Raw genomic sequence first — 20,247 nt, 5'->3', positions numbered from 1 at the left:
GCCGTATTGGCATTATGCCGTCATTGAAAGATTAAGCAGTGCCCCAGGTTGCGGCAAGCGGAACGGCGCCGCGTGCACCAGCCGGGCCAATCGCCGCAAGATGCGGTGCTGCGTATCCTTCAATGCGATCAAAGAAAGCCCGCCTTCCCGTCAGGCGGAAGGGCGGGCTTGTCTGTACCTTGGTGCCGGGACCAGGATTCGAACCAGGGACACTCGGATTTTCAGTCCGATGCTCTACCGACTGAGCTATCCCGGCAGGCTCGTTTATGGAAACGAGAAGAGTCTATTTATTGAAATGCCGACGGAATGTCAAGCTTTTTCTCGCCGGCGGCGATAATATTCACTGGGATCATGACCCTGATCGCCGGACCGCTTTATCCGGTTGCCAAAGCTTGACTATCCGACTATTTTGACGGCGGCGCTGTAGCGCCCGCGGGGCACCCCACCTTGCGGCGATCAGCCCGGCTGGCGTACTGATGTGCGCGGCACCGGGCTGCTTGTCGCAATCTGGGGCACCCCGCGGGCGCTTACTCCTCGGCGGTAGCCGGGGATACCCTGGACCCAAAACCCTTGATTATAAGGAGTAGTTGATGCCTGCTGTTTACCGCCGGACCCTGATTTTGGGCCTGATTTCACTGATTCTTCTGACCGTCGCCGCTTGCGCCGGCCGCACCCACCAGGTCCGCCATCTGGCCTCCGACATCAGCATGCTGGAGCGGGGCGACCGCGAACAGGAAGTACTGGCCATGATGGGCCCGCCGGACCACCGCCGCAGCCTGGCCGACGGCGGCGCCGAATTGCTTTACCTGGAGCATCGCCAAAGCCGGATGAAGCGCAGCCTGCTCTTTAGCTGGCTGGGCAACGAGGATTTTCACCTGGCGGTGGTCACCCTCCACGACGGGCGGGTCAGCAACCTGGCCTACCGGCTCCTGAGCGCCGAGGAGTTTCGACGTTTGCGGGATGACCCCAGGCAGATCCCGGAATTGGCCCCATGAACAACGGCTACGAGAAAACCCGGCAGCGCATGGTGGAGGAGCAACTGATCCCCCGTGGGGTTAATGACCCCGCGGTATTGGAAGCCATGGCCGCCGTCCCGCGCCATCTCTTTGTCGAGGAGGCCCTGCGGCCCCAGGCCTACGGCGATTTCCCCCTGCCCATCGGCGAGGGTCAGACCATTTCCCAGCCTTACATCGTCGCCCTGATGACCCAACTGCTGGAGCTGCAACCCCACCACCGGGTACTGGAGATCGGCACCGGCTGCGGCTACCAGGCGGCGGTACTGGCCGCCATGGGGGCCCAGGTCTACACCGTGGAGCGGATCAAAAACCTGCTGGCCCGGGCCCGTCGCACCTTCGACCGGCTGCATTTTTTCCATATCTTAAGCAAGGCCGACGACGGCACCGAAGGCTGGCCGGAACACGCCCCCTTTGACCGGATCATCGTCACCGCCAGCGGCCCCCGGGTTCCCGAACCCCTGGTGGCACAACTGGCCGACCCCGGCATCTTGGTTATTCCGGTGGGCGACCGCGACCTGCAGGCCCTGACCGTGGTCCGCAAGGAAGGCGGCGAGGTCACCAGCCGGGTGGCGGAACAGGTCCGTTTTGTCAAACTGCTGGGGGCCCACGGTTGGCAACATGACTCATGAGTGAGGAGTCAAGCCGGCGCGGCCCGTTAAGGCGCCTGTACGATTACTGCCTGTACCTGATGAGCAAACCCGGCGGCGTCTGGGTGCTGTTCTGGGTGGCGGTGGTGGAGTCTTCGGTCTTTCCCATTCCGCCGGATGTTTTTCTCATGGCCCTGGCCATCGCCGTCCCCGCCAAAGCCTTCCGCTTTGCCCTGATCTGCACGGCGGGCTCGGTACTGGGCGGCATGCTGGGCTACGGCCTGGGTTATTTTTTCATGGAGCTGATCGGCCACCAGGTCATTGCCTTTTACGGCATGGCCGACCAGTACCTGCAGGTCCAGGCCCTGTACCAGCGTTACGACGCCTGGGCGGTGGGCGCCGCCGGCTTCACCCCCCTGCCCTACAAGCTCTTCACCCTGACCGCCGGGGCCTTTGAACTCAACTTCGCCACCTTCTGCCTGGCCTCGCTGATCTCCCGCGGCGCCCGCTTTTTCATGGTGGCGGCCTTCATTTATTACTTCGGCCCGGCCATCCGCAGCTTCATCGAACGCTACTTCAACCTGCTGACCATCATCTTCCTGGTCCTGCTGATCGGCGGTTTTGTGGTCTTCAAAACCATGCTCTAGCAGGTTTCCAGCTCGATGCACTGCTGGGCGCACATTTTTACCGCCTCAGCCAGCTCCGGGGTCAACGGGCGGCAGTCGGCCTTCAGCAGTTCGGCCTTCTCCCCGGTTTCATCCATGCGAAAAACCTCCGGGCAGAGCTCGGCACAACCACCGCAACCGTTGCATTCATAGGTGTCCAGCAACACCTTGACCTTACTTGCCGCAGGCATTGTCTATCCCCATCAAGGTTTCTCCCCAAAGATGCGCCACACAGATCTGCTCCCATCTTTGCCCATCTTTATCTCGGCCGCAGACATCGCTGGCTCGCCTTGTTAGCGGCGCAGCAAGCGCAGCTCCGGCGGCTCCCAGGAAAGGCGGAAAGGCGACTCGAACTCGGGCAGACCGGCCAGGTAGTCGGGCACCAGTTCGGCCAGTTCGGCCGGCGGCCGGCCATGACGGGCGCGATATGCCTCGACGGCCTCCTGCACCGCAATCGCCCGCTGGAACATGACGATACTGTGGCGGTAACGTTCCCGCCGCAATTCATCTTCCTCCCCGGCCAGCATGGCCTCCAGCAGCAGCAGGCCACCGTAAAGATCGCCGCCCTCGCCGGACAAGGTGGCGGCCAGATGGCCAAACCAGGCCGGGGCCTTGGGGCGCCGGGCGGCCTCCTGCAGATGACTGGCGGCGGCGGCATGGTCCTGCAGGTAATAAAAGCTGTTGAAGCCGGCAAAAAAGGGCAGATCGAAACGCTCGGGCAGCGCCGTCATGCCACGCCGGTGCAGATCGTTGGCCTCCCGGGCGTACTGCTCGTTGAGCATCGGCAAAGTCGCCTGGACCAGGTAATAGGAGTCGATAAATTGCGGGTGCAGGTGCACCGCGGCCCCCAGGGTGGCGGCCAGGGGCGCCGCGTACTCCAGGGGATCGCGCTCCGGGTCCACCCCGCCGTGGAAGACGGCGGCCCGGACAAACTGCATCTCGCCCCCCAGTTGCTTAAGATACCCCAGCCCGACCTCCTGCACCAGCGGCGGCAGCGGATGACTCAACTCCACCGACGCCGACGCCAGCCCCCGCTCCTGCTGACTGAAGGCCAGCAGGTACAGGGCCAGAACACCTAAAGCCAGAAGAGGCCATACCACTTTCATGATTTCACCCGTTCAAGCTTCCACCGGGGCTTGATTACCGGCAACCATTTACCCGGGCTGGCAACCTGTTGATTTAACAGGTCGTAACCGAACAGCCGTGCCGCAAATTCGGGTAAGCAGCCAGGTGCCGCGTACCCCCTGTACGCAAGCCTGGCTGATCGCCCGAAGGTGCGGTGCGGCTGTTCGGTTACCATTATTGCAGGTCCCGCCGCTGATAGACCGCGCAGGCCAACCACAGGGCCAGGACCATGTAGGCCGTGGCCAGGCCGAAGTTGAGCAGCAGCTCACCCGCCGCCGGCAGGGGGCCGGCCACGGCGATCAGGTGCTTGTAATCCAGGTGATTATAATCGGGGAACAGCGCCGCCAACCCTTTAAGCAACCCCACCAGCACCGGCAGTTCCTCGGCCTGTCGGGCCACCGCCTGCCGCACCACCGGCAGACCGGAACAGATGGCGTAATAGGCCAGGGTCAGCAGCAGCACCGGGAAACTGCCCCGCACCAGGCCGGAAAAGAGCAGAATCACCGCCAGCAGGAGCAACTGCAGGGCAAAAAGCCCAGCCCAGGCCAACAGATAGGCAGCCAGGCTAAGCTGCGGAAAATAGCTGGCCAATACCATGCCCTTGATCAAGTACAGCGTCCCCAGCCCCATCCCGCCCAGCAGCAGGTTGAGCAGCAGCAGCAGCAGGGCCAGCCCGGCAAAAACCCCCAGCACGTACTCCCCGCGGGACAGGGGGCGGGCCAACAGGCCGTAAATCACCTTTTTTTCCTCATCCAGGGCCATCACCTGCACGGCGTGGAAGAAGAGAAAGATCAGCCCGGCAAACCAGGCCATGGAAAGCACGAAATCCGCCGCCGCCCGGCCGATATCCCGGGGGATGAAGTCGATGAAAAACAGCGCCCCCAACTGGCCGGCCACCGCCAGGATCACCAGCCCGATCAGGGCGTGGCGGCGCAGGCCATCCAGCAGCACCAGGCGGGAGAGTGCCCCGATGCGGATCAGTTTAGCGGCCATGGCTCTCCCCCTCGCTGTGCACCAGGTCGAGATAGCCGGCGGTGAAATCCCCGCCGCCCCGCTGGGCTCTCAGCTCCGCCGGGGTGCCCTCAAAGAGCTTGCGCCCCTGGTGCAGCACCAGCACCCGGTCGGCCAGCCGGTCCACGTCTTCTAAAATATGGGAGCAGAACAGAATGGAGCGCCCGTGGGCCTTGAGTTCGCCGATCAGGCCGAGCATGTCGGCCCGGCCGATGGGGTCCAGGCCGCTCATGGGTTCATCCAGGATCAGCAATTCCGGCTCATGCAGCAGGGCAAGGGCGAAGTTGGCCCGCTGCTGCATCCCCTTGGAGTAATCGCGCAGGGGGCGCTTGCGGTCCTGCCAGAGCCCCAGCCGGGAGAGCCATTTCTCCGCCCCGGCGGCGATCTGCCCCCGGTTCAGGCCGCAGGTGCGGCCACTGAAACGGAGCATGTCCAGCACCGTCAGGTTGGCCGGAAAGTTGGCGGTCTCCGGCAGGTAGCCGATGTGGCGCCGCACGGCGGGATCTTTCGGGGTCGAGCCCAGCAGGGTGATCGCGCCCCGGTCGGCCCGGATGAAGTCCAGCAGCAGCTTGATGCAGGTGGATTTACCGGCCCCGTTGGCCCCCACCAGCCCCATGGTTTCTCCGGGCGCCAACGAAAAGGAGACCCCGCGCAGGGCCTGCTTGGCCCGCTGCCCCAACTCCTTGGCATAGGTTTTATCAACACCGTTAAAGACGATCATCGTTTCAGCCGGGTCCGTTACAGGTGGTTTTTGCTGGCTGTCCAGGAAGAAGCCATATTACTGGAAAAAATAACCGCAAACAAGACGATATTACGGAGTAACGGCGGCGGACCGGGCAAAACTTCATCACCGTTGCCGGCGCCCATCGGATGCCTGCCAATGTCACCCCAGCCTGCCACAAAACAAAAAAAGCACCAGTGCCGATGGCAACTGGTGCTTTTTTGTGGTTATGCGGTTAGCCGATCAGATTTATTGGGCGGCCCAAGGGTTCGGGGCCGGAATTTCTGCAAAGTCATCCTGCTGAGCGACCGGAGCGGGAAGAAAGTCAGCGATTTGCTCTCCGACGGCGCTGTCAGAACTACCTTGACCAGGATCAAGATTTTCTTGATCACGATAAATGGCGGTTGAGTCGCTGTCGGCACCGTACATGGTGTTGCCCTGCAGATGCTTGGAAATGGCGGTGTAGGAAGCGGCGTTAGCGTCGACATCGGCTTGCATCGACACACCATTTCCGATGGCCAGCGGCAATTCTTCATGACTTGCTGTGCCGGTAACGAACTGTGCAATTACCATTGCGGCACTGCTTGGTCCATCAAGCAAGGCTCCATCTTCTGCTACCGCAGCAAGTGGGCCACCTGTATTATTATAAGTAACCGCATACCGCTGCCAGTCGGCGAAGAACGCCTCCTGGGCGGTGGTCAGGTTGCGGATGTCGCTCAGGGCCGAGGAGTTGAAGCCCCGGATGCGGTACTGGGCGAACTGCGGGATGGCGACGGCCGCCAGAATACCGATGATCGCTACGACGATCATCAGCTCCACCAGGGTAAAACCCCCTTGTCCTTTTTGATGCATGCGCTGTAACATTTTCCTTACCTCCTTAATGTTCTTTTGGCGGCAACCCTGCGGCCTGGCGCCCCACCCGGGACGGGCCGATTGCCGGAATTTAAACCGGTACCGGCAATTACCCCGACCAACGGGCCAGGGTGCCGGCTTTGTCAGTTTCATAGAGCACAACTCGTGCCAGTACGGCTTATTTTTTTAATTTTTACGTTTTTACCGACAGTTAACCAGCTTTTACCGTAAATCGGCCACCGCCCCCGAAGAGCCGGTCGCCCCATTTAGTTGACACATTTTGTCAGTGTGCTGCCAATTTGTGTCAACGGGCAGCAAAAGTTGTCGGCGGCGCAAAAAACGGCGTCGCCGACTGGGCACGCTTGGTAACTGCTTGTTGGTGCGTTACCGACCAACACTCGTGGCTGGTCTTTGCAAGGTTGTCAAGGTTGTCGGCGGCGCAAAAAACGGCGTCGCCGACTGGGTGCGATTGGTAACTGCTTGTTGGTGCGTTACCGACCAACACTCGTGGCTGGTCTTTGCAAGGTTGTCAAGGTTGTCGGCGGCGCAAATAACGGCGTCGCCGACTGGGCACGCTTGGTAACTGCTTGTTGGTGCGTTACCGACCAACACTCGTGGCGGTTTTTTGCGCGGTTATCAAAGTTGCGTAACCGCCGCCCAAAGCCTGACAATTTATGTCACCCAAAGCAACCACGACCGTCAGCAACCTCCCGCCAATTCGTGTCCTTTTCAGCGCCAATCCAAAAACTCTATTACCAACCACCAGCGGCCATGGTATAATAACCCCGCGACTCCCGGAGCATTTCCCGCCTGTCCAACGGCCCGGGCGTTGATGTCGGCAGCCAGTCCGGGACCCCGGGAACGTTTTTTGCAACATACTTTGGAATGGTTACAGGCCACGAAATCCTGTCGGCATGATTTTAACCCCACGCCGGCGAACGCTACCTCACCGATGCCCGGGCAACCCGGGGCGGGAAACCAGAGCATGCTGACCAAGCTACACAAAACAAGGCCGGGCGCCGGGGGCTTCACCCTGGTGGAGTTGATGGTGGTGGTTGCCATCCTGGGGATCCTGGGGGCGGTGGCCATTCCGGTGATCAACAACAGTCTGCCCAACTACCGCCTGCGGGCCGAGGCCCGCGAGCTGGTCAGTAATTTCAAAAAGGCCCGCCTGGAGGCGGTGAAACGCAACCGCAACGTGCTGATCGAGTTCAACCTGGCCGACAACGAGTACCGCATCTTTGTCGACATAAATGACAACAATATCTACGAAGTCGGGGTCGATGTGGAGCTGGTCAACCATACCTTGCGGCCGCAGACCGAACTGGTTAACTCCACTTTCAATACCGGCGGCTTCGACCACCTCACCGGTTACAATTCCCGCGGCCTGCCGCTAGGCTCCGTCGATCGTTCCGTCACCTTGGGCACCACCGCCGGCACTCCCCGGTGGTACACCATGTCCCTTTCGGTGGCCGGCAACATCAACCTGCAGGACGGCCAGGTTGCCGACGGCGATGATGAAGGCAACGATGAAGTGTAAGCGTGAAAAATGGAAATACAATGAACGATGAGCCGACGGCAAAATCATGAACCACGGAAACCGCTGCAGACAACAAGGCTTCACCCTGGTGGAAGTACTGATCGCCCTGGCCCTCGGCGGGGTGGTGATGGCGGCGGTGATGCTCTCCTTTCGCGGCCAGCACGCCACCTATATCGCCCAGGACCATACGGTGGAGATGCAGCAGAACATCCGGGTGGCCCTGGACATGGTGAGTCGGGAAATCCGCAGCGCCGGTTTTCCCGGCGCCGGCCAGGCGCAGCAGGGGCTGGGCTTCACCATCAGCAACAGCCCCAGCCGGCTGGTTTTTTCCCGGGTGGGTGATGACGGCAACGTGGAATGCGTCATGTACGATCAGTACGACAGCGCTTCCACCCAGTCCCCCGTCCTGGGGCGCGTCCGCTCCAATGTGGCCTGGGCCGGAGGCGACTGCAACCTGGCCTCCCTGCATGCCGGCAAATCGCCGCTGGCGGAAAACATCGAAGAAGCGGAGTTTCTTTACCTGCTGGCAGACGGCACCGCCACCACCGCCCCGGACGTCAATGATCTCGACAACATCCGGGCGGTGGTGGTCTCCCTGCTGGCCCGGGCCGGGCAGCCGGACCCGCGTTTTAACTCGGGCGGCAACGCCATTGAGTATGTAAGCGCCGGCGGCACGATGTGGCTGCGCGACGACAACACCCGCCGCCGACTGCTGATCCATACCATCCACGGCCGCAATCTGGGGTTATGAACATGAGCCGCACCCTAAAACAGCAACAAGGGTTCACCCTGATCGAAGTGTTGATCGCCATCACCATGCTGGCGGTGGGCATTCTGGCCGCCGCCTCCATGCAGATTTCGGCCCTTGGGGGCAACCACCTGGCCATGCGGATCACCACCGCCTCCTCCCTGGCCGGCTCCACCATTGAAGGAATGATGCGGCTGGAATACGACGACCCGGCCCTGGTCGCCACCCTTACCGCCCCGGCTGACTACGACCCGGCGAACGCCGCCAGCCTGAACAACGCTTTAAACGACCTGGAGCATGAGGATATCGCCACCTGGCCCACAGGGGTAGATGGCTTCGAAATTTTTTACCATGTGGCGGAAGACTACCCCCTGCCGGACAACAAGACCATCCGGGTCACCGTCCGCCGCGACGACCGGGGCGTAATGCGCACCGTGGCCATGGACTACATTAAGATGCAATTCTGATGAAGGCCGCCATGCAGAAACCAAATCATTACATACCAGCGGCCGGCGCCATAATCGCCACCGGTGGAGCAAGTCGGCGGCAAGCCGCCAAGCCCGCAAGCGACCAGGGAATGTCACCGGCGGCGGCTCGCCATCGCCGGCCCCAGGAAGGCGGCTTTGTGCTGGTGGGCGCCCTGCTGATCATGCTGGTACTGGTACTGATCGGTATTTCCGCCACCACCTCCACCAACCTGGAGCTGCAGATCGCCGGGGTGGACAAATCCCACACCGAAACCTTCTTCCACACCGACGGCGGGGTGGAAATGGCCACCATGCTGCTGGAGGAGAATATCATCTGCGCCGGTTTCGCGGCCGGCACCGGCGACACCGACCGCCAGATCGGCCCGCTTCTGGTATACTTCGATACCCTTAGCTTCTGGGAACAGGACCCGCCGGAGTTCCCCGCCGATATCCTGGCCTTTGCCGATGACCCGGTGGGGCAAGCCGATTTCATCATGAATGATTTCCCCTGGCAGACCCCGGACCCCAACCGCCGCACCAGCGTCAGGATGGGCGGGCAAAGCGTGGAGGCCTTTGGCGGCGCCCAGCAGATGGCCGCCGGCTATGTCGGGGTGGGCAAGGCGGCGGGCAGCGGCTACAGTTCGTCCCTGGTCTATGACATCTACGTCCATCACCAGGGACCGCAGAACACCGAAAAGATGTTGCAGGTACGCTGGCGCGCTTACGGTATGCTGGAAAGCGGCTGCCGGGTGGATTAATTGCAAGGTAACCGTTTACGAGACAAACTGGTGGCCCTGCATCGTCGGCCGACGGACAACAAGAGAACAAGATCGAGGGGATCAGACATGACGGCAATGTACCAAAGCATCAAGACGGCACTGACCACCGGCCTGCTGGCCCTGCTGCTCCTGCTGCCGGCCCAGGCGATAGCGGGCTACTGCTACAGCGACGACCCCGACAAGGTGCCTCCCTTCCTGACCCCGGGGGTGGACCCCAACCTGCTGATGATCATCGACAACTCGGCCAGCATGTACGACCTGGCCTACGTCCATGACCCCCGCTACTGCTACGACGAAACCTACTCGGCAACCCAGCCCTACGCCGGTTATTTCGAAATCGACGGCTGGTACCGGTACGATTTTACCGCTGAGCGCTTCGTGCCGGAAGCCACGGAAACCGGCTGTACTGCGGCCAATTACCGCAAAGGGTTGGCGGGGGCCCGCGAGATCTGCCTGGACATCGCCACCACCACCGACATCGACGGCGACCCGGTGGTCACTTTGGAGAGCTTCGCCGCCCGCGGCAACTACCTCAACTGGGCGGCGGCCTCCAAGATGGATATCGAAAAGGGCATCCTTACCGGGGGCAAGCATGAAGACGGTGCCCTGGTAATGGAATCGCGGGGCTGCCTGGAAAAGCGGTTTGTCAAGCAAACCGTGATCAGCCCGGCCGGCAATGACGGCGCCGGCACCCACCGTCTGGCGGTGGCGGTGCGCCCCCCCAGCCCCATGGAGCGGTTGCTCAATCCGGACGACCATACCACCCGCATCGAAATTTTTCCGGTTACCGACAGCGCCGGCGCCTACGATCACCAGGCCTGCCAGAACGCGGTGGAGGAACTGCGCAAAGACAGCCCCAACCTGGGCGCCCTGAAGGGTTACATCGACGACTGTTTCGATTATCGTTCCGGCACCGCCGGCGACCACGAGGTTTCTTCCCAGGCCGCCCTGAACCACGCCATCCAGACCTGCTGGTTCATCGTCAAGCACAATGACCCCGATTCCATCACGGTGGGCGATATCAACCGGACCATCAACGCCTGCGAACAGATTTACGAGGGCAACGGCCCGCCCGGCATCGACCCCAAGGACATCACCACCGACCACATGGGTTATATGTGTTTCGGAGACTATGAAGCCAAGCGACTGGGACACGGCGGCGAACACCCCTTGCACGTCAGCGGTTACGTGGGCTACTGCTGGGACCACAGCACCGTAACCTGGCGCCCCAATGACAAAATCGATAATGACGGCTGGGCCCCGAACACCTATGCCGATGTTAACGCCTGTGTGGCCGACGGCCTGCTGCGCTACTGCGGAATCATCGATGTGCCGGTGGTTACCGACCCCAGCGATCAGGTAACCGGGGTTGGCGACGACACCGGCGAGTTCTGGAACCTGCCGGCGGTACTGGTGGATTCCGGGGTACTCAGCCAGATCGGCCACCCCATTGCGGTGCTCCAGGGCCGGGTGGCGCAAACGGAGGCCCCCTCCGGCCTGCTACAGGAATTTACCAACGAGCTGCGAATCGGCGCCATGACCTTCAATCGCGACGGCGCCGCCTACGAATGCACCCTGTCGGACACCCTTTACGCCTGCGACGACGGTGTCCGCGACGGCGGCCTGATCATCCAGCCCGTCGGCCAGGGCGAGACCCACACCACCAGCCTGGTGGCGGCGGTCAACGCCATTGTCGCCGACACCTGGACGCCGCTGGCGGAATCCATGTACAACGCCATCGGCTATTTCACCCAGGGGGAGCAGGGTATTATTTCAGGCGTTGAGATGCGCCTGCACGCCGACGACTTCAACATCGGGGTGGGGCACTCCCCCATCACCGACTGGTGCCAGACCAACAACATCCTGCTGATCACCGACGGGGCACCAACCGCCGACCTCGCCCCGCAGATGGTTGATTTCGCCTCGGCGCTCAATTACAACCTGGGCAGCGGCACCTGCGACGCCCTGCACGGCAGCACCTGGCTGGATGATCTGACCCGCTACGCCTACAGCGGCCTGGCCGAGGATACCACCCTGAACTTTGCCGCCCCGGACGCCGTTGCCGAGGGCTACAACCGGCCCATCACCACCCACGTGGTGGCGGTGGGTGATTTCCGCGATGATGCCGCCGACAAGTGCAGCCCCCACAACCTGCTGGCCGAAAGCGCTAAAAGCGGCGGCACCGAGTTGTACCAGGCCACCAACCTGGCCGAGCTGGAGGGCAACCTGCGGGACGCCTTCCGTAACATTCGGGCGGGGGCGGCGGCCGGTTCCGCCGCCTCGGTAATTTCCGCCACCCGCTCCGGCGAAGGCGCGGTTTACCAGGCCATCTTCTGGCCGGATAAATTTGACAACGCCGACAATGAGATCAACTGGGCCGGCCAGGTCCAGGCCCTGCTGGTGGACACCCATGGCCGGCTCTACGAGGACACCACCCAGAGCCGCCGGCTGGAACCCTGCGCCGACCCCACCGACAACAGCGGCGACTGTGACCGGCCCGTCACCGTCTTTCACCATCCCGGCGACAGCGTCTCAAAAGCCTGCCTGGGGGTATGGAACGAAGAAACCAGCTTGTGCGAGGGTGAGGTCCGGGAAATCTCCGATGTCAAGTACCTCTGGAACGCCAACGACTGGCTGGCCTCCATCAGCGGCGGCTCCATTACCACCAACCGCAGCGATTACCTGAGCAAAACCGACCGCCGGCGCCATATCTTCACCTGGCACGACAGCAACAACGACGGCGTGGTCCAGGATGTCTTAACCGGCGGCGAAGTGCTGCCCTTTGAAGCCGCCGAGATCACCAGCCTGGGTCCCGGCGTATACCAGGACCTTGGGGTAAGCGACGAAACCGAGGCGGCGGAGGTGATCAACTGGATTCGCGGCCTGGACCAGGTTGGCCTGCGCAGCCGCGAGATCCTCAATAACGACGCCGAACTCATCACCTGGCGGCTGGGCGACGTGGTCCATTCCACCCCCACCGTGGTGGCGCGGCCGGCGGAAGGCTACCACTTCCTCTACCGTGACTCCTCCTACGCCCGCTTCGTCAACCGGCACACCAAGCGCCGGCACATGATCTACTTCGGCGGCAACGACGGCATGCTGCACGCGGTCAACGGCGGCTTCTTCGATCCGGGCCAGAACCGGTTCTGCCTGACCCCGGACTGTATCGACGAAGACGGCGCCCAGGCCCTCCCCCTGGGGGCCGAGATGTGGGCCTATGTCCCCTACAACCTCTGGCCCCACCTCAAGTGCCTCACCGATCCCGACTACGGCCACAAGTACTACGTGGATCTGGTGCCGCGCATCTTCGACGTGCAGATCTTCGAGGATCAGGACCCCGATATTTACACCGACGGCTGGGGCACCATTTTGGTGGGCGGCATGCGCTTCGGCGGCGAAAAGGTGGAACTCAACGGCAAGACCTTCTCTTCGGCCTTTTTCATCCTGGATATAACCAATCCGGAAGAGCCGCCCCGGCTGCTGGCCGAGATGACCTTCAACGAAACCGACACCATGGCCATGGGCTTTACCACCGCCGTGCCCACCGTGGTGCCCATGGTCAACGATACTCAATCGGAATGGTACCTGGTGCTGGGCAGCGGCCCCACCAATGTCAAGGGTGAAAGTAACCAGCAAGCCGGCATCGGGGTGATTTCCCTGCGGGAACTGGTTCATGACACCGACCCCGTCCCCTTCCGGATCCCCAAGACCGAACCGGGCGAAATCACCGGTAAGCAGACCGGCAGCTTCATGCTTTCCGACCCCAACACCTCGATTTCGGAACTGATCACCGCCGACTTCGGTCTCAACTACCTGGCCAACGCGGTGTACTTCGGTACCGTCAGCGGCAATTTTACGGAGGGCTGGGGGGGCAAGATGTACCGGCTGGTTACCGACAGCCGCACCTTGGACGGTCATCAGGAGGCCACCAAGCCGGACCAGTGGCCCGGTTTGCTGGATACCAGCCCCAACCCGGTGGAACTGATCGACGTTGGTCAACCGGTAACCGCGGCGGCTTCCATTTCCTTCGACTACCATAATTACTGGATCTATTTCGGCACCGGCCGGCTGTTCAACAGCAACGACTACAACGACGAAGATTTTTTTCACTATTACGGCGTCAAGGAACCCCGGGACTGCGAGGTGCCCGGCACCTTTACCTGGGGCACGGTGGCCCATAAGGATTACCTGGCCGACGTGACCACCACCGACATCGGCAACCGCGGGCTGCTGCGGGTCGACCAGATCGAGGTGCAGAGCAACCACCTGGCCAGTGCCGCCGCCCTGGAATGCAGCGACGCCAGCCTTTGCCTGCCCAGCGGGGTGGAATATTTCAAGCAACTGCAAGACTACATCGCCGGCTTCGGCTGCAGCTTTCCCGCAGATGAACAGGGGCTGGACGGCTGGTACCGCCGGTTCCACCGTGAAGGCGAGCGCAACCTGGGCCAGGCCACGGTACTGGGCGGGCTGCTGACCTATTCCGCCTACCTGCCCAACGATGATGTCTGCAACCCGGAAGGCACCTCGGACCTTTACGCCCTGTACTTCCAGACCGGCACCGCCTGGCACCGTTCGATCTTCGGCAAGCAACTGGAGGAAGGGGAATGGGTCGACTACCAGGTGCTGGTGGGGCCCGGCCTGGCCACCACCCCCAGCCTGCACGTGGGGGCCGATACCGGCGCCAAGGCCTTTTTGCAGACCAGCACCGGGGCCATCATCAGCATCGACCAGCCGGAGCTGCCCTTTGAGGATCACCGCCCCGGCCGGGCCTGGTGGCGGGAGCTGTACCGCCATATCTTAACCGATTAGCAAGGCGAGGTGAGCGGTGCTGAACAGCCGGGAAACAGGCTTGCGATATTTGCAGGATGCAGCGCTGCTGGCCGATCTGCTCTACGACCGGCGCCTGCTCAACCAGCAGCAGGTGCATCTTTTCCGGGAGCAGGTCGAAAGCCGGTTGCAAAACCTGCGCAAGGCCGGCGGCGGCCGGCAACAGCGGCCGGGGCCGGGCAACGCAGGGCGGCCGGACCTGCTCGACGCCCTGCTGGCCTTCCGTTTTGAAACCGGCGACAAACCCGGCGAGTTGCTCAGCGAAGAGCAGGTGACCCGGGCGGTGGCCGAAGCCGCCGGCCTCCCCTTCAAAAAACTGGACCCGCTGGACCTGGATCTGGCGGTGGTGACCAAGACCATCCCTCGCGGTTTCGCCGTCAAGCACCTGATTCTGCCCCTGGCGGTGAAAAACGGGGTACTGGAGGTGGCGATCCACGACCCCGACCACCGCGGTGTGCTGGCCGAGATCGAGCGGGCCGTACAGATGACGGTGCGCCCCCATCTCGCCACCCGCAGCGACATTCTGCGGATGCTGCAGGAGTTTTTCAACTTTCAAAGCTCCATCTCCGCCGCCGAGGACAACCTGGCCGGCCCCGGAGTCGACCTGGGCAACCTGGAACAGTACGTCAAGGTCGCCTCCTCGGATGAGGCCGCCTCCACCGACCACCACATCACCACCGCAGTGGATCATCTCTTTAACTACGCCTTCGAGCAGCGGGCCAGCGATATCCATATTGAACCCAAACGGGAATGCAGCCAGGTGCGCCTTCGCATCGACGGCGCCCTGCACACCGTCTACCAGTTGCCCAAGGTGGTGCACGCGGCGGTGGTTTCGCGGATTAAATCGCTCTCGCGCCTCAATATCGCCGAAAAACGGCGGCCCCAGGACGGACGGATCAAGATCGACCGGAGCGGCCAGGAGGCCGAAATCCGGGTTTCCACCATCCCGGTGGCCTTCGGTGAAAAAGCGGTGCTGCGGATTCTCGACCCCGAGGTGATGTTCCAAAATCTGCAGGAAAGCGGCTTTTCCCCGCGTGACTACCGCTGCTACCAGCAGATGATCCACGCTCCCCACGGCATGATTCTGATCACCGGCCCCACCGGCAGCGGCAAATCCACCACCCTTTATTCCACCCTCAAGGAGATCGCCTCGCCGGAGATCAATATCGTGACCATCGAAGACCCGGTGGAGATGGTGCACGAGGAGTTCAACCAGATCGCCGTCCAGCCGCAGACCGGGGTTACCTTTGCCTCGGTGTTGCGCAACATTCTGCGCCAGGACCCCGACGTGATTATGGTAGGCGAGATCCGCGACCACGAGACCGCCACCAACGCCATCCAGGCCGCTCTTACCGGCCATCTGGTATTTTCCACCCTGCACACCAACGATGCCGTCTCGTCGCTGACCCGGCTGGTGGACCTGGGCATCCAGCCCTTCCTGGCCGTTTCCACCCTGCTGGGGATCATGGCCCAGCGGCTGGTACGCCGCATCTGCCCCCATTGCACCGAAAGCTATCAGATGCCGGCGGCGGAGTTGCGGGCCCTGGGGCTGCCGGTGGCCGAGGAAGAAGGAGACGAGCTGACCCTGCGGCGGGGCAAGGGTTGCCGGGCCTGCCGCAACACCGGCTACCTGGGCCGCTGCGGCATTTTTGAGGTATTTACGGTCAGCGAGGAGATCCGCCGACTGATCGCCGCCCAGGCCCCGGAAGACGAAATCCGGGCTCGGGCCCGCCAGGAAGGAATGCTGACCCTGCGGGAAGATGCCTGGAGCAAGGTGAAAAGCGGCATCACCAGCCTGGACGACGCCTTACGAGTGACCACGTAAACGGGCAGCAGCACCGCATTTTGCGACGATCGCCCCGGCTTGCGTACCCAGGGTACGCGGCACCGGGCCGCTTGCCGCAACCTGCGGCACTGCTGCCCGTTTACGTTTTTGTTTATTGCTTTGGGTTATTTGATATCAAATTGTAAGCGATCACGGGGTGCCCCGGATTGCTTACAATTGCTCCCCTGCTCGGTTCATGTTATGCTTGGGCCATGAAAAAGAAGGATTCCGGCGGCAAGGTGGTCTGCACCAACAAAAAGGCTTATCACGATTACACCATCGAGCAGGAGTTCGAGGCCGGCATGGTGCTGAACGGTCCGGAAATCAAATCGCTGCGCGCCGGCAAGGCCAACCTGAAAGACGGCTACGCCCAGGTCAGAAACAACGAACTTTTCCTGTATAACGTCCACATCTCGCCTTACCCCTACGCCAGCATGGTGCCGCCGGACCCGCTGCGGGTGCGCAAGCTGCTGCTGCACCGGCGGGAGATCAACAAGCTGATCGGCAAGCTCAAGGAGCAGGGCTACACCCTGGTGCCGCTGAAAATCTACCTCAGCCCCCAGGGCCGGGCCAAGCTTGCCCTGGGCCTGGCCAAGGGCAAGAAGCTGTACGACAAGCGGGCGTCCCTGAAGAAGAAGGAAACCGACCGCGAACTGCAGCGGATTATGCGGCGGGGATAGCCGAACGGTTACAAAAAACCGAACCTTTTCCACAAACTGGTTGTCTTATAATAACAACCGGCTATGATCGGATGAGATAAAATGCCGGGCGGCGGCTCCCACCGCTTTGCCCGGCAAACCCACAGACACAACAACAAGGGGGGCGAAACGGCTTCGACGGGGATATATAAGTACGGGCTGCATGTCGAGGACTCCATCACCCTCGTAAATCCGGTGGAACTAAATATAGTCGCAGATGACTATGCTTACGCAGCTGCCGCCTAAACAGCGAGCACTGCCGTCCTGCTGAACCGCTCTCGCGGGTTCAGAACCAGGGCGTCGACTAGCGGGATAGTCTTCGTAAAGGCCTGTGTTACGAAGGCGAAACTAAAGCAGGATAGTGTCGCGGCTGCTGCGCTCCGGCGGCAGACCGGCACGATAAACCCACTCCCGGAGCTAAGCATGTAGACGCCTGATGCGGAGTATTTCCGGACCCGGGTTCAACTCCCGGCGCCTCCACCAGTTTGCCAGGTATTTTTGCCGGCTGATGTTAATTTACGATTCCATCCAGCCGCGGTAGATTTGCCGCTGAATAAAAAAACCGCTTGCCGTGGCTGATAACCCCGGCAGGCGGTTTTTTGTTGGTGCCCGGCATTGGAGGAGGGCCGGCTTCCGGCCGTGGTGCTTAATCTTCCACGGTGACGCTGTCGCGCAAATTTTCCAAGGTGCGGGGGCCGACCCCCCGCACCTGCACCAATTCGTCGATGCTGGCGAAATCGCCGTTGTTTTCCCGGTATTCGATAATGGCCGCCGCCGTCACCGGGCCAATGCCCGTCAAGCCCTGCAACTGTTCCTGGTCGGCGGTGTTGATATTCAGGCCCGCCAGAGCGGACCCCAAGGTGAACAGCACAAAACAAAAAGTAAGTACCAGTGTTCTCAGCATAAATACCTCCGTAATCGTTATGCCCGGGCGGAAGCCCGCCCTGCCCCCTCCACATACCGAAAACGGCCCCGCATAACCAGCAGTCGCCGTCGACACCAAAACTAAAGCCTGACCGCCAGATGCGTCAATATTTTTTTTGCTCGACTACAGATTTTTTTCACATCTCAGTTTTGAGCAAATTGGAAATTGGGGTCATAAAATTGGGGTCAGACCCCAATTTTCTTCGCGGAACGGCCGGTCAGCCACAAAAACTCAATTTCATCCTCCAGCCCGTCGTACTCCTGACGCGCGATCCGGGTTAGGGCCAGGTAGCAGCGAACCTCCGGGTCGGCAGAATCCGGCCCGTAACGCAGCAGCGCCTCATCCTCCCCCCGTTGGCCCAGGCTGCGCAACCAGGCAAGTTCCAGGGTAGCGGCAAAGGACCAGTCGGGATAACGGGCCAGAAAATTGGCCAGCACCGCCGCCGGCACCTTGTCCAGCCGCTGTCGCAGCAACTCGTATTCCAGGTAGGGCACCAGGGGATAGTCAGGCAAGGCGCCGATGGCCAAGAGCAGGCCGGTCTGGTCGCCCCGGCCGGCCGCGGCCCAACCCTGCCGGAAGATCTCGCGTTGGCGCTCACGCTCGCCCAAGGGTTCGGCCCCGGCAACCCCGACCGCCGGGATGGCCACGGCGAGGGCGAGGAGCAAAATGATCAGCCAGCGATATTGCCCTCTTGCCTGCATGGATTTCAGCATTCCATCTGCCTAACATATCTGAAGTAAAAAAACCCTTCAAATCCATCCTCGCCGGCTGGCAAGGCCCGGACGGCGGCCCTCGGATTAACCTTCCCTCGACTCTCTGATCGCGTCAAGAATATCCGCTGTCGTGGTTTTTGTCGTGATTCCCGGAATATCAAAGGGTGATTGACTGGTTTTCTTGTACACCAGAGAAAAGGTTTCCCCACCCCTGCGCTTGATCTTCTTACATCGATCCGGCCCCAATTTCTCCCAATTTTTTCTTGATTTTCCCTTTATGCCCCTTTATTTTAATCTGTACGCTAAAGTTAAAATAAAGACGAATCTTATTTTAGATTCGAGGCAGGCAAGATGAAACGAGAACTCCAAGGCAGATACGTTACCATATCGTCGGTGGGTGAGAAGGCCCAGGCTTTTGTACCCGCGCCGCTGCCGCCGCGTCCGCCGATTGATTGGACGCCGGAGTTGCGCAGTAAGTTTGATCAGGCGCTGCTGGCGCTCGGGCGGCTGGACAGCGTCTCAACCCTGCTGCCGGACACTTCGCTGTTTCTCTACATGTACGTCCGCAAGGAAGCGGTGCTCTCCTCTATGATCGAGGGGACCCAGTCGTCGCTGTCCGACCTGCTACTGTTCGAGATGGACCAGGAACCCGGCGTGCCGCTGGATGATGTGCGGGAGGTCAGCAACTACGTCGCCGCCCTAGACCACGGCCTGCATTTGCTGGCGGAAGGACTGCCGCTATCGTTGCGGCTGTTCCGGGAAATTCATGGCGTTTTGCTGGCCAAGGGCCGGGGCAGCAATCAGACCCCGGGCGAGTTTCGGCGCAGCCAGAACTGGATCGGCGGCACCCGGCCGGGCAATGCGGCCTTCGTTCCGCCCCCGGCCGAAGAGGTAGCGGAGTGCATGAGTAAACTGGAGCTTTTCCTGCACGACCAGCCGGAACCGACCCCGGTGCTGCTCAAGGCGGCGCTGGCCCATGTCCAGTTCGAGACGATCCACCCGTTTCTGGACGGTAACGGCCGTCTCGGTCGTCTGCTGATCACCTTGCTCTTGTGCTCACGATCAGTGCTGCGCAAGCCGATGCTCTACCTCAGCCTCTACTTCAAGACGCACCGGCAGTACTACTACGAACTGCTCAACAACGTGCGACTAACCGGCGACTGGGAAGCCTGGCTCGATTTCTTTGCCGAGGCGGTGATCACTACCGCCACCCAGGCGGTGGAAGCGGCGCAACAGCTCCTCGAGCTGTCGAACCGGGACCGTGACCAGATCAGCGGTCTCGGCCGGGCGGCGGCCTCCACCCTGGAGGTCCACCGAGCGCTGATGGAACATCCCATCGCCACCTCGGGCTCGCTGGTGAAGAAGACCGGCATCACCCCGGCCACGGTCAACAAGGCCCTCGGCCATCTGGAGCAACTCGGCATCGTCAAGGAGCTGACCGCCCGGCAACGCAACCGCCTGTTCAGCTACGCGGGTTACATCGAGATCATGAGTCGCGGCACGGAACTGCCGGGCAGGTAAGCCAATTCGATTCCCGGGCGGAAAATCGAGGCAATTGGGGTCTGACCCCGATTTTTATTCAAGCCTGACCGCCGGATGCGTCAATCTTTTTTTTGCTCGACTACAGATTTTTTTCACATCTCAGTTTTGAGCAAATTGGAAATTGGGGTCATAAAATTGGGGTCAGACCCCAATTTTCTTCCAATTTTCCTTTTTAATGGGTGACCCCTTGCTCGGCAAAGTTCTAC

At 61.4% G+C, this 20,247-nt stretch carries 18 protein-coding genes, 1 tRNA gene and 1 other RNA gene; 12 read left to right on the top strand and 8 right to left on the bottom strand.

Features of this window, described 5'->3' with window-relative positions; translation table 11 throughout:
* Positions 1 to 180: 180 nt before the first annotated feature.
* Positions 181 to 256 (bottom strand) — tRNA-Phe (locus tag P0N66_RS12135).
* A gap of 334 nt (positions 257 to 590) precedes the next feature.
* On the opposite strand from P0N66_RS12135, the gene P0N66_RS12130 reads away from it, so the two are divergent.
* Genes P0N66_RS12130 through P0N66_RS12120 form a run of 3 tightly spaced genes read left to right on the top strand, consistent with a single transcriptional unit; the run spans position 591 to position 2,250 of the window.
* Positions 591 to 995 (top strand): hypothetical protein, encoded by a 405-nt coding sequence (locus tag P0N66_RS12130; RefSeq protein ID WP_275805784.1) that lies wholly within the window; start codon positions 591 to 593, stop codon positions 993 to 995.
* Positions 992 to 1,645 (top strand): protein-L-isoaspartate(D-aspartate) O-methyltransferase, encoded by a 654-nt coding sequence (locus tag P0N66_RS12125; RefSeq protein ID WP_275805782.1) that lies wholly within the window; start codon positions 992 to 994, stop codon positions 1,643 to 1,645. The genes P0N66_RS12130 and P0N66_RS12125 overlap by 4 nt, the downstream gene beginning before the upstream one ends.
* Positions 1,642 to 2,250, top strand: coding sequence for a YqaA family protein (locus tag P0N66_RS12120; protein WP_275805780.1), 609 nt, complete (start codon positions 1,642 to 1,644; stop codon positions 2,248 to 2,250). The genes P0N66_RS12125 and P0N66_RS12120 overlap by 4 nt, the downstream gene beginning before the upstream one ends.
* On the opposite strand, the gene P0N66_RS12115 is transcribed toward P0N66_RS12120, so the two are convergent.
* The 5 genes from P0N66_RS12115 to P0N66_RS12095 form a co-directional block, all read right to left on the bottom strand.
* Positions 2,247 to 2,459: a ferredoxin gene (locus P0N66_RS12115; protein ID WP_275805778.1), complete on the bottom strand. Its 213-nt coding sequence runs from the start codon at positions 2,457 to 2,459 to the stop codon at positions 2,247 to 2,249. The two genes, P0N66_RS12120 and P0N66_RS12115, sit on opposite strands and share 4 nt — an antisense overlap.
* A 102-nt stretch (positions 2,460 to 2,561) precedes the next feature.
* A complete protein-coding gene (locus P0N66_RS12110; protein ID WP_275805776.1) occupies positions 2,562 to 3,374 on the bottom strand; it encodes a hypothetical protein in 813 nt (270 codons plus the stop codon).
* 193 nt (positions 3,375 to 3,567) lie between these two features.
* Entirely contained in the window at positions 3,568 to 4,386 is an 819-nt protein-coding gene (locus P0N66_RS12105) for a hypothetical protein (protein ID WP_275805774.1), read from the bottom strand.
* Positions 4,376 to 5,125 carry an ABC transporter ATP-binding protein gene (locus P0N66_RS12100; protein ID WP_275805772.1) on the bottom strand — a complete coding sequence of 250 codons (750 nt, stop codon included), beginning with the start codon at positions 5,123 to 5,125 and terminating at the stop codon, positions 4,376 to 4,378. The genes P0N66_RS12105 and P0N66_RS12100 overlap by 11 nt, the downstream gene beginning before the upstream one ends.
* A gap of 249 nt (positions 5,126 to 5,374) precedes the next feature.
* Entirely contained in the window at positions 5,375 to 5,989 is a 615-nt protein-coding gene (locus tag P0N66_RS12095) for a prepilin-type N-terminal cleavage/methylation domain-containing protein (RefSeq protein ID WP_275805770.1), read from the bottom strand.
* 973 nt (positions 5,990 to 6,962) lie between these two features.
* Between P0N66_RS12095 and P0N66_RS12090 the strand changes: the two genes are divergently transcribed.
* The 8 genes from P0N66_RS12090 (at position 6,963) to ssrA (ending at position 17,344) form a co-directional block, all read left to right on the top strand.
* A complete protein-coding gene (locus P0N66_RS12090; RefSeq protein WP_275805768.1) occupies positions 6,963 to 7,517 on the top strand; it encodes a GspH/FimT family pseudopilin in 555 nt (184 codons plus the stop codon).
* 46 nt (positions 7,518 to 7,563) lie between these two features.
* Positions 7,564 to 8,268 (top strand): prepilin-type N-terminal cleavage/methylation domain-containing protein, encoded by a 705-nt coding sequence (locus P0N66_RS12085; protein WP_275805766.1) that lies wholly within the window; start codon positions 7,564 to 7,566, stop codon positions 8,266 to 8,268.
* A 2-nt stretch (positions 8,269 to 8,270) separates the two neighbouring features.
* Positions 8,271 to 8,732: a type IV pilus modification PilV family protein gene (locus tag P0N66_RS12080; RefSeq protein WP_275805764.1), complete on the top strand. Its 462-nt coding sequence runs from the start codon at positions 8,271 to 8,273 to the stop codon at positions 8,730 to 8,732.
* Positions 8,733 to 8,743: 11 nt separating this feature from the next.
* Entirely contained in the window at positions 8,744 to 9,490 is a 747-nt protein-coding gene (locus P0N66_RS12075; protein WP_275805762.1) for a PilX N-terminal domain-containing pilus assembly protein, read from the top strand.
* An 87-nt stretch (positions 9,491 to 9,577) separates the two neighbouring features.
* The gene (locus P0N66_RS12070) at positions 9,578 to 14,320 is read left to right on the top strand and encodes a pilus assembly protein (protein ID WP_275805760.1); all 4,743 of its coding nucleotides are present in this window, start codon (positions 9,578 to 9,580) and stop codon (positions 14,318 to 14,320) included.
* A 40-nt stretch (positions 14,321 to 14,360) separates the two neighbouring features.
* Positions 14,361 to 16,163 carry a GspE/PulE family protein gene (locus P0N66_RS12065; RefSeq protein ID WP_275805758.1) on the top strand — a complete coding sequence of 601 codons (1,803 nt, stop codon included), beginning with the start codon at positions 14,361 to 14,363 and terminating at the stop codon, positions 16,161 to 16,163.
* A 212-nt stretch (positions 16,164 to 16,375) separates the two neighbouring features.
* Positions 16,376 to 16,843, top strand: a complete 468-nt coding sequence (gene smpB, locus P0N66_RS12060; RefSeq protein WP_275805755.1) for an SsrA-binding protein SmpB — start codon at positions 16,376 to 16,378, stop codon at positions 16,841 to 16,843.
* Between the two features lie 138 nt (positions 16,844 to 16,981).
* Positions 16,982 to 17,344, top strand: a transfer-messenger RNA (tmRNA) gene (ssrA, locus tag P0N66_RS12055).
* A gap of 163 nt (positions 17,345 to 17,507) precedes the next feature.
* Here ssrA and P0N66_RS12050 read toward each other — a convergent pair.
* Positions 17,508 to 17,765, bottom strand: coding sequence for a ComEA family DNA-binding protein (locus tag P0N66_RS12050; protein WP_275805753.1), 258 nt, complete (start codon positions 17,763 to 17,765; stop codon positions 17,508 to 17,510).
* 206 nt (positions 17,766 to 17,971) lie between these two features.
* Complete coding sequence (locus tag P0N66_RS12045; protein WP_275805751.1) at positions 17,972 to 18,499, bottom strand: hypothetical protein; 528 nt, start codon at positions 18,497 to 18,499, stop codon at positions 17,972 to 17,974.
* A gap of 351 nt (positions 18,500 to 18,850) precedes the next feature.
* Between P0N66_RS12045 and P0N66_RS12040 the strand changes: the two genes are divergently transcribed.
* Positions 18,851 to 20,020, top strand: a complete 1,170-nt coding sequence (locus P0N66_RS12040) for a Fic family protein (RefSeq protein ID WP_275805748.1) — start codon at positions 18,851 to 18,853, stop codon at positions 20,018 to 20,020.
* Positions 20,021 to 20,247: the final 227 nt, after the last annotated feature.

The organism is Desulfurivibrio dismutans (assembly GCF_029210385.1).
In the GTDB taxonomy this organism is placed as follows: domain Bacteria; phylum Desulfobacterota; class Desulfobulbia; order Desulfobulbales; family Desulfurivibrionaceae; genus Desulfurivibrio; species Desulfurivibrio dismutans.
The sequence above is the reverse complement of the archived record's forward strand: the minus strand, read 5'-3'. Positions and strand labels throughout refer to the sequence as shown.

Excerpts from the sequence above, each read along its gene's own strand:
- P0N66_RS12130 (WP_275805784.1), top strand. The coding sequence starts at position 591 with ATGCCTGCTGTTTACCGCCGGACCCTGATTTTGGGCCTGATTTCACTG.
- P0N66_RS12125 (WP_275805782.1), top strand. The coding sequence starts at position 992 with ATGAACAACGGCTACGAGAAAACCCGGCAGCGCATGGTGGAGGAGCAA.
- P0N66_RS12120 (WP_275805780.1), top strand. The coding sequence starts at position 1,642 with ATGAGTGAGGAGTCAAGCCGGCGCGGCCCGTTAAGGCGCCTGTACGAT.
- P0N66_RS12115 (WP_275805778.1), bottom strand. The coding sequence starts at position 2,459 with ATGCCTGCGGCAAGTAAGGTCAAGGTGTTGCTGGACACCTATGAATGC.
- P0N66_RS12110 (WP_275805776.1), bottom strand. The coding sequence starts at position 3,374 with ATGAAAGTGGTATGGCCTCTTCTGGCTTTAGGTGTTCTGGCCCTGTAC.
- P0N66_RS12105 (WP_275805774.1), bottom strand. The coding sequence starts at position 4,386 with ATGGCCGCTAAACTGATCCGCATCGGGGCACTCTCCCGCCTGGTGCTG.
- P0N66_RS12100 (WP_275805772.1), bottom strand. The coding sequence starts at position 5,125 with ATGATCGTCTTTAACGGTGTTGATAAAACCTATGCCAAGGAGTTGGGG.
- P0N66_RS12095 (WP_275805770.1), bottom strand. The coding sequence starts at position 5,989 with ATGTTACAGCGCATGCATCAAAAAGGACAAGGGGGTTTTACCCTGGTG.
- P0N66_RS12090 (WP_275805768.1), top strand. The coding sequence starts at position 6,963 with ATGCTGACCAAGCTACACAAAACAAGGCCGGGCGCCGGGGGCTTCACC.
- P0N66_RS12085 (WP_275805766.1), top strand. The coding sequence starts at position 7,564 with ATGAACCACGGAAACCGCTGCAGACAACAAGGCTTCACCCTGGTGGAA.
- P0N66_RS12080 (WP_275805764.1), top strand. The coding sequence starts at position 8,271 with ATGAGCCGCACCCTAAAACAGCAACAAGGGTTCACCCTGATCGAAGTG.
- P0N66_RS12075 (WP_275805762.1), top strand. The coding sequence starts at position 8,744 with ATGCAGAAACCAAATCATTACATACCAGCGGCCGGCGCCATAATCGCC.
- P0N66_RS12070 (WP_275805760.1), top strand. The coding sequence starts at position 9,578 with ATGACGGCAATGTACCAAAGCATCAAGACGGCACTGACCACCGGCCTG.
- smpB (WP_275805755.1), top strand. The coding sequence starts at position 16,376 with ATGAAAAAGAAGGATTCCGGCGGCAAGGTGGTCTGCACCAACAAAAAG.
- P0N66_RS12050 (WP_275805753.1), bottom strand. The coding sequence starts at position 17,765 with ATGCTGAGAACACTGGTACTTACTTTTTGTTTTGTGCTGTTCACCTTG.
- P0N66_RS12045 (WP_275805751.1), bottom strand. The coding sequence starts at position 18,499 with ATGCTGAAATCCATGCAGGCAAGAGGGCAATATCGCTGGCTGATCATT.
- P0N66_RS12040 (WP_275805748.1), top strand. The coding sequence starts at position 18,851 with ATGAAACGAGAACTCCAAGGCAGATACGTTACCATATCGTCGGTGGGT.